General features: G+C 67.4%; 15 protein-coding genes and 1 tRNA gene. 6 read left to right on the forward strand and 10 right to left on the reverse strand.

The window, feature by feature from the left end; all coding sequences use genetic code 11:
- Positions 1 to 7: 7 nt before the first annotated feature.
- The 5 genes from AC1ROC_RS04705 to AC1ROC_RS04725 form a co-directional block, all read right to left on the reverse strand.
- Complete coding sequence (locus AC1ROC_RS04705) at positions 8 to 862, reverse strand: carbohydrate ABC transporter permease (RefSeq protein WP_085369514.1); 855 nt, start codon at positions 860 to 862, stop codon at positions 8 to 10.
- Positions 855 to 1,811, reverse strand: coding sequence for a carbohydrate ABC transporter permease (locus AC1ROC_RS04710; protein ID WP_085369513.1), 957 nt, complete (start codon positions 1,809 to 1,811; stop codon positions 855 to 857). Before AC1ROC_RS04710 ends, AC1ROC_RS04705 begins: the two co-directional genes overlap by 8 nt.
- On the reverse strand, positions 1,811 to 3,076 hold the full coding sequence (locus tag AC1ROC_RS04715) for an ABC transporter substrate-binding protein (protein ID WP_168689201.1): 1,266 nt from the start codon (positions 3,074 to 3,076) through the stop codon (positions 1,811 to 1,813). Before AC1ROC_RS04715 ends, AC1ROC_RS04710 begins: the two co-directional genes overlap by 1 nt.
- A gap of 82 nt (positions 3,077 to 3,158) precedes the next feature.
- Positions 3,159 to 4,349 (reverse strand): Gfo/Idh/MocA family protein, encoded by a 1,191-nt coding sequence (locus AC1ROC_RS04720; RefSeq protein WP_168689200.1) that lies wholly within the window; start codon positions 4,347 to 4,349, stop codon positions 3,159 to 3,161.
- Positions 4,346 to 5,539 (reverse strand): ROK family transcriptional regulator, encoded by a 1,194-nt coding sequence (locus AC1ROC_RS04725; protein WP_085369510.1) that lies wholly within the window; start codon positions 5,537 to 5,539, stop codon positions 4,346 to 4,348. Before AC1ROC_RS04725 ends, AC1ROC_RS04720 begins: the two co-directional genes overlap by 4 nt.
- A 230-nt stretch (positions 5,540 to 5,769) precedes the next feature.
- On the opposite strand from AC1ROC_RS04725, the gene AC1ROC_RS04730 reads away from it, so the two are divergent.
- A complete protein-coding gene (locus tag AC1ROC_RS04730) occupies positions 5,770 to 6,903 on the forward strand; it encodes an AI-2E family transporter (protein WP_492998407.1) in 1,134 nt (377 codons plus the stop codon).
- A gap of 18 nt (positions 6,904 to 6,921) precedes the next feature.
- On the opposite strand, the gene AC1ROC_RS04735 is transcribed toward AC1ROC_RS04730, so the two are convergent.
- Both AC1ROC_RS04735 and AC1ROC_RS04740 read right to left on the reverse strand, forming a co-directional pair.
- Positions 6,922 to 7,044 carry a hypothetical protein gene (locus tag AC1ROC_RS04735; protein ID WP_492998409.1) on the reverse strand — a complete coding sequence of 41 codons (123 nt, stop codon included), beginning with the start codon at positions 7,042 to 7,044 and terminating at the stop codon, positions 6,922 to 6,924.
- An 80-nt stretch (positions 7,045 to 7,124) separates the two neighbouring features.
- Positions 7,125 to 7,200: transfer RNA gene (locus AC1ROC_RS04740), tRNA-Lys, on the reverse strand.
- Between the two features lie 117 nt (positions 7,201 to 7,317).
- Here AC1ROC_RS04740 and hisN point away from each other — a divergent pair.
- Positions 7,318 to 8,115 carry a histidinol-phosphatase gene (hisN, locus tag AC1ROC_RS04745; protein ID WP_492998411.1) on the forward strand — a complete coding sequence of 266 codons (798 nt, stop codon included), beginning with the start codon at positions 7,318 to 7,320 and terminating at the stop codon, positions 8,113 to 8,115.
- Between the two features lie 84 nt (positions 8,116 to 8,199).
- On the opposite strand, the gene AC1ROC_RS04750 is transcribed toward hisN, so the two are convergent.
- Together AC1ROC_RS04750 and AC1ROC_RS04755 are read right to left on the reverse strand one after the other, a co-directional pair.
- Complete coding sequence (locus AC1ROC_RS04750) at positions 8,200 to 8,676, reverse strand: SRPBCC family protein (protein ID WP_492998413.1); 477 nt, start codon at positions 8,674 to 8,676, stop codon at positions 8,200 to 8,202.
- Positions 8,673 to 9,038: an ArsR/SmtB family transcription factor gene (locus AC1ROC_RS04755; protein ID WP_085369504.1), complete on the reverse strand. Its 366-nt coding sequence runs from the start codon at positions 9,036 to 9,038 to the stop codon at positions 8,673 to 8,675. The genes AC1ROC_RS04750 and AC1ROC_RS04755 overlap by 4 nt, the downstream gene beginning before the upstream one ends.
- A 129-nt stretch (positions 9,039 to 9,167) precedes the next feature.
- On the opposite strand from AC1ROC_RS04755, the gene AC1ROC_RS04760 reads away from it, so the two are divergent.
- The 3 genes from AC1ROC_RS04760 to AC1ROC_RS04770 are packed head-to-tail and all read left to right on the forward strand — an operon-like array spanning position 9,168 to position 12,264.
- On the forward strand, positions 9,168 to 10,043 hold the full coding sequence (locus tag AC1ROC_RS04760) for an ABC transporter ATP-binding protein (protein ID WP_085369544.1): 876 nt from the start codon (positions 9,168 to 9,170) through the stop codon (positions 10,041 to 10,043).
- Entirely contained in the window at positions 10,043 to 11,284 is a 1,242-nt protein-coding gene (locus AC1ROC_RS04765) for an ABC transporter permease (RefSeq protein WP_492998416.1), read from the forward strand. The genes AC1ROC_RS04760 and AC1ROC_RS04765 overlap by 1 nt, the downstream gene beginning before the upstream one ends.
- Complete coding sequence (locus AC1ROC_RS04770; RefSeq protein ID WP_492998418.1) at positions 11,284 to 12,264, forward strand: NAD(P)H-quinone oxidoreductase; 981 nt, start codon at positions 11,284 to 11,286, stop codon at positions 12,262 to 12,264. Before AC1ROC_RS04765 ends, AC1ROC_RS04770 begins: the two co-directional genes overlap by 1 nt.
- On the opposite strand, the gene AC1ROC_RS04775 is transcribed toward AC1ROC_RS04770, so the two are convergent.
- Positions 12,167 to 12,637 carry a ribosomal maturation YjgA family protein gene (locus AC1ROC_RS04775; RefSeq protein WP_492998420.1) on the reverse strand — a complete coding sequence of 157 codons (471 nt, stop codon included), beginning with the start codon at positions 12,635 to 12,637 and terminating at the stop codon, positions 12,167 to 12,169. The genes AC1ROC_RS04770 and AC1ROC_RS04775 overlap by 98 nt on opposite strands.
- A 63-nt stretch (positions 12,638 to 12,700) precedes the next feature.
- Here AC1ROC_RS04775 and AC1ROC_RS04780 point away from each other — a divergent pair, with 63 nt between their 5' ends.
- Entirely contained in the window at positions 12,701 to 13,714 is a 1,014-nt protein-coding gene (locus AC1ROC_RS04780; protein ID WP_492998421.1) for an adenosine deaminase, read from the forward strand.
- Positions 13,715 to 13,758: the final 44 nt, after the last annotated feature.

Here is a 13,758-nt window from a genome sequence, read left to right on the forward strand (position 1 = left end):
GTTCTTTCTATTTGAGACCGGAGAATGCGATGCCGTCGATGACGCGCTTCTGCATGATCAGGAAGAGGATGAGCACCGGCGCCATCGCCAGGAGGCTGGCGGCGAGCAGGAGCGGGTAGTCGGGGATCGACCGCTGGCTGGTGAGCGTCGCGATACCGGCCGAGAGCGGCATCTGGGTCGAGTCCGTCGCGACGATGAGCGGCCAGAGCAGGTCGTTCCACGAGGCGAGCACCGTGATGATCGCGAGCGCGGACAGGCCGGGCTTGGCGAGCGGCAGCATCACCTTCCAGAAGGTCTGGAAGTGGTTCGCTCCGTCGAGGCGGGCCGCCTCGGCCAGTTCGTCGGGCAGGCCGAGGAAGAACTGGCGCATCAGGAAGGTGCCGAACGCGCTGAAGATGCCGGGGGCGGCGATCCCGGCGATGGTGTTGAGCCAGCCGAGGCCCTGCACGATCTGGTACTGCGGCAACAGGTACACCTGCGGCGGCACCATCAGGATGGCGAGCACGAGCGCGAAGATCGTCCGCTTGAACGGGAACGACATCCTGGCGAACGCATACCCGGCCATCGAGCACAGCAACAGCTGGCCGACCGTGCGGATCACCGTGACGGCGACCGACACCCAGAGCTGGTTGAGGAACGGCAGCTGGTCGAACACGTGGGCGAAGTTCTCCCAGTGCAGCGTGCCGGGCCAGACGGTCGGCGGAACGGAGGTGACCTGCGCGTTCGTGGACAGCGACATCAGGATCTGCCAGACGAACGGGAAGATCATCACGATCGACGCGACGATCAGGACGAGGTGGGTGACACCCGTCCCCACCCGGGCGCGCCCCGATTTCGCGCCGACGACGACGGAGCTAGACATACGTCACCCACCTCTTCTGCATCCGGAACTGGATGATCGTGAACACGCCGACGAGCACGAGGATCGCCATCCCGACGGCGGCTGCGTAGCCGTTGTCGCCGGTCTGCTGGTGGGCGAAGAACAGGTACACCATCGACTGGGTCTGGTTGAGCGCCGGGTTCTGCGTCCCCATCAGCGCGTAGAGCAGGTCGAACAGCTGGAAGCCGGTGATGACCGTCATGACGGAGACGAAGAAGATCGACGGGCTGAGCAGCGGAACCGTGATCGAGAAGAACTGCCGCAGCCTGCTCGCGCCGTCGAGGCTCGACGCCTCGTACATCTCCGGCGGGATGCCCTTCATCCCGGCGGAGAGGACGATGAGGTTGAAGCCGAGCGAGATCCACATCCCGACCAGTCCCACCGCGATGAGTGCGACCCATTCGGTGGAGAGCCAGTTCGGCCCCTTGATGCCGATGAGCGACAGCGCGTAGTTGATGACCCCGAAGTCGCCGTTGAAGATGATCCGCCAGACCATCGAGACGGCGGCGGGCATCGCGACGTACGGGAGGAAGAACGCCGTGCGGTACAGGGCGGCGAAGCGCAGCCCGGGCCGGTTGATCAGGCTGGCGAAGATCACCGCGAGCGGGATGCCGATCAGCAGGAAGCCGATGTAGATCAGCGTGTTGACGATCGAGCGCCAGAACGACGGATCGGCGAGCATCGCCTGGTAGTTCGCCAGTCCACTCCAGGTCGCTCCTCCGAAGACGCCCCAGGTGGTGAAGCTGAAGTACGCGTTCCGGATGATCGGCCAGATGTAGAAGACGAGGACGCCGAACAGCAGCGGGGCGACGAACAGGGCCGCCCACAGCCATTCCTTCCGGTCGGTGCGCCGCTTGCGCGGTGCGGCCGGCCGGGTGGCGGGCGCCGTGGTCACGACGCCCGCCTCCTGGGTTGCGGTGGACAGGGACATTACTCTTTGGCGAGGTCCGCGTTCATCTGCTTGGCGAGCTCCTTGGCCACGTCGGCCACCGGGCGCTTGCCGGAGAACGCGTCGGGGAGCAGGTCGTTCTCCGCCTTGTTCCACGCTGCCGTGTTCTTGGAGATGGGGTACGGGTACGCGTAGTCCGCCGCCGCCTTCTCGAAGATGTTCAGATCCCACGGCGCCGTCTTGACGAAGGCGTCCTGGGTGCCGTTGAACGCGGGGTTCGCCGCGCCCATCTCCGCCTGGGTCTGCGCCGCCTGCTTGCCGGCGAGGTAGGTCTGGAACGCGACGGCCGCCGGCTTGTTCTTGGAGTCCTTGGCGACGACGTTGGCGAGACCGTGGATCACCGTGGCCTGCTTCTCGCCCTTGGGCAGAGGAGCGAGGGCGATCGTGTCCTTGATCGGCGATGCGAGGAGCTCGGAGTTCAGCCAGGTGCCCGACCAGATCATGGCCGACTTGCTGTTGATGAACCACTGGTCCTGCGGGGTGTCCGACAGCTGCGACGGCGTCGGCGACGACCCGTCCGCGACGAGGTCGCGCACGAACTGCAGGCCCTTGATCGCTGCGGCGGAGTCGTAGCCCGACTTCTTGCCGTCGGACGAGATGATGTCGCCGCCCGCCTGCAGGATGGTGTTGTAGTAGACCTCCTGGCCGCCGCTCAGACCGCTCGCGACGCCGTAGACGCCCTCGGCCTTCAGCTTGTCGGAGATCGCCTTGGCCTTCTGGTGGAAGTCGTCCCAGGTCCAGTCGGCCGTCGGGTACGCGACGCCGGCCTTGTCGAAGACCGCCTTGTTGTAGAAGACGCCGATTGTGTCGAAGTCCTTCGGAGCCCCGTACTGCTTGCCGTCGTAGCTGTAGAGCTCGTCGAGCGCCTTCGGGTAGTTCGACGGGTCGATGCCGGAGCCGATCGGCTCGAGCAGCCCGTTGGATGCGTACAGCTGGAAGTTCGGTCCGTTCATCCAGAACACGTCGGGCAGCGTCTTCGACGAGCCCTGCGTCTGCAGCTTGGTGAAGTAGTTCTGGTACGGCGTCACCTGGCTGGTGACCTTGATGTTCGGATACTCCTTGTTGAAGTCCTTGATCAGCGCCTCCATCGCTGGCTTCTGGTTGACGTCCCAGTATGCGTAGGAGATCGAGGCCGACAGATTATGATCGGCAGTGGCACCGGAGCCGCTTCCAGTGTTGGACGAGCATCCGGCCAGAAGGGCAGCGGCTGCGACCGCCGCCCCGGCGGCTAGTAGGGCTTTTCGCATTGGTTCTCCTTGAAATGTGAGTGTTGTTGTGGTGCCTCCCGGGCCGGCGACTTGTCCTCGCCGGCCCGGGAATACCGCGTGGTCACACCAGCGTGGCCACGTGTTCGTCCACGGCAGGCACGGCGATGGGCCGTGAGCCGTCGCGGATGGACTCGGTTGCTGCGACGGCTGTCGCCACCGCGTTCCTGGCAGCGACAGCGGACGTCTCGGTCTCCGAGCCGTCCGTGATGAACCGGATGAACTCGTCGACCGTGAGCCGGTCCGCGTCGCGGTGCCCCCGCTCGTCGCCGTTCACCCGATACTCGGCGTCCCCGGCCGGGTCGTAGGTCGTGCGCGTGTTCCACACCCGCACGACCGCCCCGTCGGTGTCGCCGAAGTTCTCCAGCCTGCCCTCCGTGCCGATCACCGTGTAGTTGCGCCAGTAATCGGGGGTGTAGTGGCACTGCTGGTACGACGCGTACACGCCGTTGTCGAGGCGCATGGTGACCATCGAGATGTCTTCGACGTCGATCACCGGGTTCAGCTCGGTCTGGCTGAGCGGAGGCCACGCGTCGAGCGAGAACCACTCGGGCATCGTGCGGTCGGAGTTGTCCCTGCGATCCGTGATGTCTCCGTAGAGGCTCAGGCCGCCCATCCCGGTGACCAGCTCGGAGTACCCTCCGGCGAGCCAGTGGATGATGTCGATGTCGTGGGCGCCCTTCTGCAGCAGCAGCCCGTTCGACTTGGCGCGCTCCGCGTGCCAGTCCTTGAAGTAGTAGTCGCCGCCGTTCCCGACGAAGTGCCTGCACCAGACGGCCTTGACCTCGCCGATCTCACCGCGCTGGATGATGTCGCGCATGAGGGTGACGACGGCCATGTGCCGCATGTTGTGGCCGACGTAGAGCCGGGTGCCGCTCTCGGCCGCCGCAGCCAGGATCGCGTCCGCGTCGTCGAGGCTGATCGCGAGCGGCTTCTCGACGTAGACCGGGATCCCGGCGCGCAGCAGGTCGATGGCGATCTCGGCGTGGGTGTGGTCCGGGGAGGTGACGAACGCGGCGTCGACGATGCTGCCGCCCTGCGCATCCCGGGCGTCGATGAGGTCGCGGTGGCTCGCGAAGGTGGCGATGCCCGCGCCGAACTGCTCGGCGGCGCGCTCCCTGGCCGCACTGCTCGGGTCGGCGACGGCCACGATCGTGCCGCTGCCGGAGTCGACGGCGTGGCTCGCGATGTACGACCGCGCCCCCACGCCGATGACGGCCAGCCTCAGCGGCGACCCTGCTTCCGTGGAACTCATGCGGTGATCCTCTCTGCGAGGGCCTTCGCCCCCGCGACATCGATGTCGGGCTCCGGCACGTCCGCCGTCCCGTAGACCCGCTCGGCCGACTGGCCGAAGGCGAGCGCGAGCGCCCCGAGCACGACGGACTCGGCGCCGAGCTCGGACTGGATGATCGTGGGGTGGATGGGCAGCCGGATCTCACGCATCACGGCCCTCCTCAACGGTTCGAGCAGTGCCTCCCCCGCGCGGGAGAGGCCGCCGCCGACCACCACGACGTCCGGGTCGACGGCCATCGTGAGCGTGGCGATGCCGGTGGCGAGCCCGCCGACGAACGACTCGATCTCCTCGCGGGCGCCCTCGTCGCCCTCCACGGCCATCCGGAACACCTCTTCGCCGGAGGGCGCGGTCTTCCAGCTGAGCTGGCCGGCCTCGTTCACCTTCATCGAGAAGACGATCTCGCCCACCTCGCCGGCGGCGGAGTGCGCGCCGCGACGGAGCTTGCCGTCGATGATGAGCCCCATCGAGATGCGGTGCCCGAGGAAGAAGTACGCGGAGTCGTTGACCAGCCGGGATGCGCCCATCCGGTGCTCGGCGAGGGCGGCGAGCCGCATGTCGTTCTCGACCACCACCTCGCAGCCGAACTCGGAACGCAGGTGGCCGGCGATGTCGACGCCCTCCCAGTCCGGGAAGTTGCGGGAGACGATGAGCTTGCCGTCCTCGCCGACGAGACCGGAGACGGCGACGGTCATCGCGACCAGGCGCGACCGGTCGACCTCGTGCCCGTCGAGGCTGTCGGAGACCACCTGGCGCACCACGCTCATCCGGTTGGCGCCGAGTGAACTGCCGTCGATCTCGCGCTCCGACCAGCCGACGATCGCACCGGCGAGGTCGGCGATGGCGACGCGCACCCGGTGGATGCCCACGTCGACGCCCACGAGGTATCCGGCGTCCGCGGCGAAGTCGTAGAGCCGCGCCGGGCGTCCCGCTCCCCTGCCGCCGAGCGTGTGCTCGTCGACCTCGACGACCAGGCCGCGCTCGCGCATCGTCGTGAGGGCGACTTCGACGGTCGGGCGGGACAGTCCCGTGCGTGCGGCGATCTGCGCGACGGTTCCGCGGCCGCCCTGCCGGACGGCGAGCGCACACCGGGCGGCGTTCGCCGCCCTCTGCCGCGACGCGTCCGGCTCCTGGCCGTGTCCACCGAATGCCATCCGCCGGCTCTCCCGTCCCGCTTACAATGAAACCTCGTTGCTTAATTGCTGCCGCAAGTGAAGCATGCGCCGGATGCGGGCGTCAAGAGCGAAACAGATAGAAGTAAAGGCGTTTACATATTCGTAACGAACGCCGGCGGCATCCCGCGTCGGTGCCGCAGTGACTTGTCCCGGGTAGCCCGCTGGCAATACGCTCGGCACCAGCCATACACCGAGCCGAGGAGGGCGTCATGCGCCTCACCAGACACGCCCCACCACCGGCCACAACAGATCAGCCGCAGCAGGGTCAGGCGACGCAACCGCCGCAGCCGCCTCAGCAGTCGATGCTGCAGCGCAGCCCGCTGGCGCTCGGCTACATCGTCACGCTGGGCGCTGTCGGCGCGATCATCACCGGCTTCGCCCTGTACGGCCTGCGCTCGATCATCTTCATGGTTTTCCTCGCGATGTTCGCCACGGTCGGCCTGGACCCGCTCATCCGGTGGTTCCAGCGCAGGCACATGTCCCGGCCGTGGGCGATCGTCACGGTGATCCTGCTGCTCATCGCGGTGATCATCACGATCGTCTGGGTGGTGCTCCCGCTGGTCATCCAGCAGATCCAGTTCCTGGCGACGGCCATCCCGAAAGAGGTGGCGAACCTCCGCGCCCAAGGCTGGTTCGACCCGGCGAACGCTTCCAGCAACGGCGTCCTCGGCGCCCTCGTCAACTGGGTCTCGACCGAAGTGCAGAAACCCGAGGTGTGGGCCTCCCTCGGCACCGGCCTGGTCGGCTTCGGCCTGTCTGTCGTCAACGGCCTGACCTCCGGCTTCTTCATCGCCATCCTCACCATCTACTTCATCGCCACCTACGACGCGACGAAGGAGGCCGGATACAAGCTGGTCTCCGCCTCCCGCAGGCCCACGTTCGTCAAATACTCGGAACGCATCCTGCGCAACTTCGGCAAATACCTGAGCGGGATGGTGGTGCTCGCGTTCTTCAACGCGGTCTACAGCGTCATCCTGCTGCTGATCACCGACGTGCCCGGCGCATTCCTGATCGGAATCCTCGCCTTCTTCATCACCCTCATCCCGTTGATCGGAACGGTGCTGACCACGGCGGCGATGACGGTCCTCGCCTTCATCCACTCCCCCGTCTCCGGCCTCGTCGTCCTCATCTTCATGCTGATCTACATGCAGGTCGAGGCATACATCCTCACGCCGAAGGTGATGGGCAAGGCGGTGCAGGTGCCTGGCTCGGTGGTGCTGATCTCAGCGCTGGCCGGATCGACGCTGTTCGGGCTCCCCGGGGCGCTGGTCGCCATCCCGATCTCGGCGGGGATCATCCTGATCATCAAAGAGATCGTGATGCCGCGGAAAGAGTTGCGGTAGGGGTTCCTGCAGCGCCCGCTATCGCCTTCTCCGCCTGACGACTACCACCAGGACGATCGCGGCGATGACCACCACCGTCAGACCGATCAGCCAGGGGTTCGTGTTGACGCCATCCGGTTTCACTGCGACGAGGTGAAGCATCCCCTCACGGTAGCCTCTCCCCGGAATAGCAGAAGCCCCCGATCCCGGTGATTCCAAGGGATCGAGGGCTTCTCAATATCTGGTGCACCCCCTGGGACTTGAACCCAGAACCCACTGATTAAGAGTCAGTTGCTCTGCCGATTGAGCTAGAGGTGCGTTTTGTTCGGCGACCCGAACGAGGCTCAACACTAGCATCCATTTCGGCCTCATCGCCAATCGAGGGGACGCCGGGCGCGCCACCGGGTGTTCACCTCGGATCGGTAGGCTCTGGACGTGACTTTCGACACCGCATCCTCTCCGTTCTCCGCCGACTTGGCGCTGGCCGTCCGGCTGGCCGATCTGGCCGATTCGATTTCGCGGGAGAAGTTCCGCGCGCTGGATCTGCACATCGACACGAAGCCGGATCGCACCCATGTCACCGAAGCGGATCTGGCCGTGGAGCGGGCCATCCGGGAGCTCATCGCAGCAGAACGGCCGGAGGACGGCATCCTGGGCGAGGAGTTCGGGACGGAGGGGGACGCATCCCGGCAGTGGATCGTCGACCCCATCGACGGCACCGCCAACTATCTGCGCGGCGTTCCGGTGTGGGGCACGCTGATCGCGCTGGCCGTCGACGGCAAGCCGGTGGTCGGCGTCGTCAGCTCGCCGGCGCTCGATCGGCGCTGGTGGGCGGCGCAGGGGGCAGGGGCCTGGCTGTCGGAGGCCGGTGGCGAGCCGCGCAGGCTGCGGGTGTCCGCCGTGTCCGATCTGGAGCACGCCTCGATCAGCTTCCAGAGCATCGCCCAGTGGGATGGCGCCGGATACCTGGACAAGCTGATCACGCTCACCCGGCAGGTGTGGCGGGATCGCGCATACGGCGACATGTGGTCGTACATGCTGCTGGCCGAGGGAGTTCTGGATGCGGTGGGCGAGTTCGACGTGAAGACGTACGATCTCGCCGCGCTCATCCCGATCGTCGAAGAGGCCGGAGGCACCTTCACCTCGGTCACCGGCGACGCCGGCCCGGGCAACGGCTCCTCGCTGGCGAGCAACGGCCTCCTCCACCCGGCTCTCCTCGCCGCGCTCGCCTGACACGCAATCGAGTCCGAACGTATTCACGCCTGCGACCGGCGTGTCGCGTGAATAGGTTCGGACTCGATTGCTTGGGTGCGCAGGTCAGCCCGCGGCGAGCACGGCGTCGAGGCGCTCGTAGCCCTCGGTGACGCCTTTCGCCTGGCCGGAGGCGACCATGCCGTCTCGCGCCTCGAGCGTCGGGTAGATGGCATGGGCCTTCACGCGGGTGCGTCCTCCGTCGAGGGGTTCGAACGTGACGGACTCGATGCTGACCACATCCGGGTATCCCTCGAACTCGAAGGTCTGGATGGCGAACTCGTTGTCGCGCACGACGTGGAACACCCCGCGGAAGCCGTACTCCCCGCCGTTCGGGTCGCGGTGCACGTAGCGGTAGTGCCCGCCCGTCGTGTAGTCGTACTCCTCGACGTCCATCTCGTAGCCGCGCGGGCCGAGCCACTGGGCGATCAGGGCCGGGTCCTTGTGGGCGAGGAACACCTTCTCGACCGGATAGTCGAATTCGCGCTCGATGTCGACGTACGGGAGACCGTCCGGCGCGGTGATGGTGACTGCGTTGCTCATTTCTTCTTCTCCTTCGGTGTGGCCGTGCCGCCGAGGCCGGCGAGCACGCTGTCGAGACTGCGGTACTGCTGTTCGTGGATGAGCCGGTAGCCGTCGATCCACGAGGTGAGCTCCTCGAGGGCCGCCGGTTCGAGGTGGACGGGGCGGCGCTGCGCCTCCCTCGTCCTGCTGACGAGCCCGGCCTCTTCGAGGACGTGGATGTGGCGGGACACCGCCTGCGTGGTGATCGCGAACGGCTCCGCCAGTTCGTTCACCGTCGCAGAGCCCCTGCTGAGGCGGGCGACGATCGCTCGGCGCACCGGGTCGGCCAGGGCCTGGAACGCGCGGTCGAGCCGCGTGTCCGCGTCCACATCCTGAGTCATATACAACCGATTCCTTTATCAACTGTTACGTTGAATACAATAATCCGCGGCCCACGACCCGTCAACCCCTAATGTGGATGCGTGAGCAGTCCGACGCAGGAACCCCTCGTGCACATCGACCACTTCCGGATGGATTTCGGCCGCACCACCGTCATCCGCGACCTCTCCTTCGACATCGCCCGCGGGGAGACGTTCGGCTTCCTCGGCAGCAATGGCTCGGGCAAGACCACCACGATCCGCGCGCTCCTCGGCATCTACCAGCCGACGGCCGGCGTACTCCACATCGACGGCCGCCCGTTCAGCCCGGAGGCCGGCGACAGGCTCGGCTACCTCCCGGAGGAGCGCGGGCTGTACAAGAAGGAGTCCGTCATCGACGTGATGGTCTACTTCGGCAAGCTCAAGGGCCTCGGCAAGGAGCAGGCCAGGCGCTGGTCCCGCGGTTACCTCGAACGGGTCGGCATCGGCGACAAGGAGAAGGTGCGCCTCGACAAGCTCTCCGGCGGCCAGCAGCAGAAGGTGCAGCTGGGCGTGACGATCATGAACGACCCGGAGTTGCTCATCCTGGACGAGCCGACCAAGGGCTTCGACCCCGTCAACCGCCGCCTGCTGATGGACATCATCGACGACCAGAAGCGTTCGGGCTCCACCGTGATGATGGTCACCCACCAGATGGAGGAGGTCGAGCGGCTCTGCGACCGCGTCATCCTCCTCAAGGACGGCGTCTCGCGCGCATACGGCACGGTCGCCGAGGTGCAGGAGCAGTTCGGCGGCACGGTCGTGCACGTCGACCACGACGGCACGATCCCCTCCTCCCCCGCGTACACGATCGCCCGGGATGCGGGCGGCCACGCCGAGCTGGAGGTCGCCAACGACGCGGACACCGCCGCGATCCTCCGCTCCCTCGTGGATGCCGGGCTGGACGTGACCCGCTTCGCACCGACCAGGAAGTCGCTCGACGACATCTTCGTCGAAGTGTACGGAGCAGACAGCAGGGAGGCAGACTGATGGCTCAGCACAACCTCGGGACCGTCGTCTCGTTCGAGTTCCTCCGCACCGTGTCGAAGCGCCGGTTCTGGGCGATCACACTCATCGTGCCGATCTTCGCCATCGCGCTGATCAGCCTCGTCGTCGCCTCGAACGTGTCCACCGCGCAGACGGCGGACGCCCAGAAGAACGCCCGCTTCGAGTTCCAGTACGTGGATGCGTCCGGGCTGGTCGACCCGTCCGTCGCCCGGCAGCTGGGCGGCTCGCCCGCCGAGAGCAGCGCATCCGGGATCGACGCCGTGAAGTCCGGCAGCTCGGCGGCCTTCTTCGACTTCCCCGCCGACCCGGCGAAGCAGACCGTGAAGGTCTACGGCGCGGACGCCGGGCTGCTGCAGAACGCCAAGTACTCGTCGGCGGCGGAGAGCGTGCTCTCCGCCAGCGTGGAAAAGCGGATCGACTCCCCCACCGACGTCGCCGTGCTGCGCGGCGAGGTGCAGACCTCGACCACGACCTTCAAGGACGGCGCCGTCGCTCCCGGGTTCGAGGCGATCATCCCGGCCCTGATCTTCCTGGTGGCGTTCTTCATCGTCATCGTCTTCCTCGGCAACCAGATGCTGAACTCCACGCTGGAGGAGAAGGAGAACAGGGTCACCGAGATGATCCTGACCACCATCAACCCCACCAGTCTGCTGGTCGGCAAGGTGATCTCGCTGTTCATGATCGGCATCATCCAGATGGCGGTGTTCGCGCTGCCCGTGGTGGTCGGCTACCTGTTCTTCCGGGAGCAGCTGTCCATCCCGAGCCTCGACCTGTCCGGGCTGGTGTTCGAGCCGCAGAAGATGATCGTCGGCGCGCTCATCCTGATCGGCGGGTTCGCGCTGTTCACCGGGACGCTCGTGGCGGTCGGCGCCGTGATGCCGACCGCGAAGGACGCCGCCCCGCTGTTCTCGATCGTGATCTTCTCCATCGTGATCCCGCTCTACGCGTCCGGGTTCGCGATCAGCAACCCGCAGTCGGCGATCGTGCAGGTGCTCGCGTTCTTCCCGTACACGGCACCGATCACGGCGCTGATCCTGAATGCGTTCGGCACGCTGCCGCTCTGGCAGGCGATCGTCATCATCGTCGAGCTGTTCGTGCTGTCCGCCGTCGTGCTGCGCATCGCGGTGCGCCTGTTCCGCTACGGCTCGATCGAGTACACCAACAAGGTGAAGATCCGGGATGTGCTGAGCCGCCGCTCGAACACGGCAGGGGCGCGGTCCTGATGCGCGCCGTCGTCGTCACGACCCCGGGAGACGCGGACGTCCTCACCGTCGCGGAGGTGGCCGAGCCCGTCGCGGCGGACACCGAGGTGCGCATCCGGGTGACGGCGGCCGGACTGAACGGCGCCGACCTGTCGCAGCGCCGCGGGTACTACCCGTCGCCGGCCGGAGCACCGGAGTGGCCGGGGCTCGAGGTGTCCGGCGAGATCGACCAGGTCGGCTCGTCCGTGCACGGCTGGGCCGTCGGCGACCGGGTGTGCGCGCTGCTGCCGGGAGGCGGATACGCCGAATACGTGACCGTGGACGCCGGCCTCGTGCTTCCTGTTCCGCCGGGCGTCGACCTCGTGGAGGCTGCAGGACTCCCGGAGGTCGCGGCCACCGTCTGGTCGAACGTGTTCCAGCTCGGCCGGCTCGCGGAGGGCGAGACCCTGCTCGTGCACGGAGGGTCGAGCGGGATCGGCTCGATGGCGATCCAGCTGGGCCGGGTGTTCGGGGCGACGGTGATCGCGACCGCCGGCAGCCCGGTGAAGGTGGAGTTCTGCCGCTCGCTCGGCGCCGAGGCCGCGATCGACTACCGCGAGAGCGACTTCGTCGAGGTGGTGCACGACGTGACGGACGGACGCGGCGTCGACGTGGTGCTCGACATCGTCGGCGGCGCGTACATCGCCCGCGACCTGGACGCCCTCGCCGTCGGAGGGCGCATCATGTCGATCGCGACGCGCGACCGCACCCCGGCATCCATCGACACCGGCCTGCTGATGAGCAAGCGCGCACGCATCTGGGGCACGACGCTCCGGGCACGGCCGCTCGCCGAACGGGTGGCGATCATCGCCGGGGTGCGCGAACACGTCTGGCCGCACCTGGCGGCCGGCCGCATCCATCCGGTCATCGACTCGGTGTTCCCGCTGGAGGACGCCGCTCAGGCACACCGCCGGATGGAGTCGTCCGCGCATCTCGGGAAGATCCTGCTGCAGGTCGGCTGACCGCGGCGACCACGGCGACGCCCACCGCGTACGCGACGAGGTCGATCCACTGGAAGGTCGACCCGAAGACGAAGTAGCTGCCGGGCACCGCCACCTCGATGGCGCGCGGCAGCGGCGTGAGCTGGAGCACCTCGATCGCCCAGCAGAACGCCAGCGCCACGACCGGAGCCACCCACCGGGCCGCCCGCGGAACGGCGAACGCCACGATCACCGCGATGAGGGCGGCGTAGAGGGCGTCCCCGGCGAATCCGCCGACCGGGCCGCCCGCGAAAGCATGCACGGCGAGCCCGGCGACCAGGATGCACGCGGCCGCGACGGCCAGGCGGGCGCGGCGGGGCAGTCTGCTGCGGCGGGACAGGCTACTCGTGCTCATCCTCCGAGGCTATGGGTGCGCATCCGGTCGGCACGTCCCTCCCCGGGATGACAAAATCGGAGGATGACCGATCTTGCCTCCGACTCCGCTCTGTTCGCCCTGCCGAAGGCCGAGCTGCACCTCCACATCGAGGGCACGCTCGAACCCGACCTCGTCTTCGAGCTGGCGGGCAAGAACGGCGTCTCGCTCCCGTACGCGTCGGTGGACGAGCTGGCAGCGCTCTACGAGTTCGACGACCTGCAGTCGTTCCTCAACCTCTACTACGCGACGATGGATGTGCTCCGCACCGAGAACGACTTCGCCGAGCTCACCAGGCGCTATCTGACCACCGCCGCAGCGCAAGGCGTCCGCCACGTCGAGCTGTTCTTCGACCCGCAGGCGCACACCGCCCGCGACGTGCGCATCGAGACCGTCATCGACGGCATCTCCGGCGCGCTGGAGGAGGCCGAGCGCGACCTCGGGATCACCGGCGGCATCATCCTCAGCTTCCTGCGCGACCAGCCGGTCGAATCCGCCGACCAGATCCTCAACGCCGGCCTCAGCCGCCGCGAGAACCTGATCGGCGTGGGCCTCGACTCCGCCGAGGTCGGCTATCCGCCGTCGCTGTTCCAGGACGTCTTCTCCGCGGCACGGGATGCCGGCCTGCACGTCGTCGCGCACGCCGGGGAGGAGGGTCCTGCGTCGTACATCCGCGAGGCGCTCGACCTGCTCGGCGCCGAGCGCATCGACCACGGCATCCGCGCCGTCGACGACCCGGAGCTGGTCGCACGCCTCGCCGAGGAGCGGATCGCTCTGACCATGTGCCCGCTGTCCAACCTGCGGTTGCGCACGGTCGCGACGCTGGACGAGCATCCACTGCTCCGGCTGGATGCGGCAGGCGTGCCCGTCACGATCAACTCGGACGACCCGGCATACTTCGGCGGATACATCGGAGACAACTTCGTGGCCGTCCGGGATGCGCTCGGCGTCACGAGCGAGCAGGCCGAGCGTTTCGCGCGCACCTCCATCGAGGCGTCGTTCGCGTCGGACGACCGCAAGCAGGAGCTGCTCGACGAGGTGGATGCCTGGCGCGGCTGACCTCTGGAACAGGGCTCTAGCCCAGCGCCCGTCCGCGGCGGTAC

It is taken from the genome of Leifsonia sp. GW821-FHT13C05 (assembly GCF_058806515.1).

What these genes read in the sequence shown, in the direction of transcription:
- AC1ROC_RS04755 (WP_085369504.1), bottom strand. Translation starts at nt 9,038, where the DNA reads ATGACTCAGGATGTGGACGCGGACACGCGGCTCGACCGCGCGTTCCAG.
- AC1ROC_RS04715 (WP_168689201.1), bottom strand. Translation starts at nt 3,076, where the DNA reads ATGCGAAAAGCCCTACTAGCCGCCGGGGCGGCGGTCGCAGCCGCTGCC.
- AC1ROC_RS04735 (WP_492998409.1), bottom strand. Translation starts at nt 7,044, where the DNA reads ATGCTTCACCTCGTCGCAGTGAAACCGGATGGCGTCAACACGAACCCC.
- AC1ROC_RS04720 (WP_168689200.1), bottom strand. Translation starts at nt 4,349, where the DNA reads ATGAGTTCCACGGAAGCAGGGTCGCCGCTGAGGCTGGCCGTCATCGGC.
- AC1ROC_RS04770 (WP_492998418.1), top strand. Translation starts at nt 11,284, where the DNA reads ATGCGCGCCGTCGTCGTCACGACCCCGGGAGACGCGGACGTCCTCACC.
- AC1ROC_RS04765 (WP_492998416.1), top strand. Translation starts at nt 10,043, where the DNA reads ATGGCTCAGCACAACCTCGGGACCGTCGTCTCGTTCGAGTTCCTCCGC.
- AC1ROC_RS04730 (WP_492998407.1), top strand. Translation starts at nt 5,770, where the DNA reads ATGCGCCTCACCAGACACGCCCCACCACCGGCCACAACAGATCAGCCG.
- AC1ROC_RS04780 (WP_492998421.1), top strand. Translation starts at nt 12,701, where the DNA reads ATGACCGATCTTGCCTCCGACTCCGCTCTGTTCGCCCTGCCGAAGGCC.
- AC1ROC_RS04760 (WP_085369544.1), top strand. Translation starts at nt 9,168, where the DNA reads ATGGATTTCGGCCGCACCACCGTCATCCGCGACCTCTCCTTCGACATC.
- AC1ROC_RS04775 (WP_492998420.1), bottom strand. Translation starts at nt 12,637, where the DNA reads ATGAGCACGAGTAGCCTGTCCCGCCGCAGCAGACTGCCCCGCCGCGCC.
- AC1ROC_RS04725 (WP_085369510.1), bottom strand. Translation starts at nt 5,539, where the DNA reads ATGGCATTCGGTGGACACGGCCAGGAGCCGGACGCGTCGCGGCAGAGG.
- AC1ROC_RS04710 (WP_085369513.1), bottom strand. Translation starts at nt 1,811, where the DNA reads ATGTCCCTGTCCACCGCAACCCAGGAGGCGGGCGTCGTGACCACGGCG.
- AC1ROC_RS04750 (WP_492998413.1), bottom strand. Translation starts at nt 8,676, where the DNA reads ATGAGCAACGCAGTCACCATCACCGCGCCGGACGGTCTCCCGTACGTC.
- AC1ROC_RS04705 (WP_085369514.1), bottom strand. Translation starts at nt 862, where the DNA reads ATGTCTAGCTCCGTCGTCGTCGGCGCGAAATCGGGGCGCGCCCGGGTG.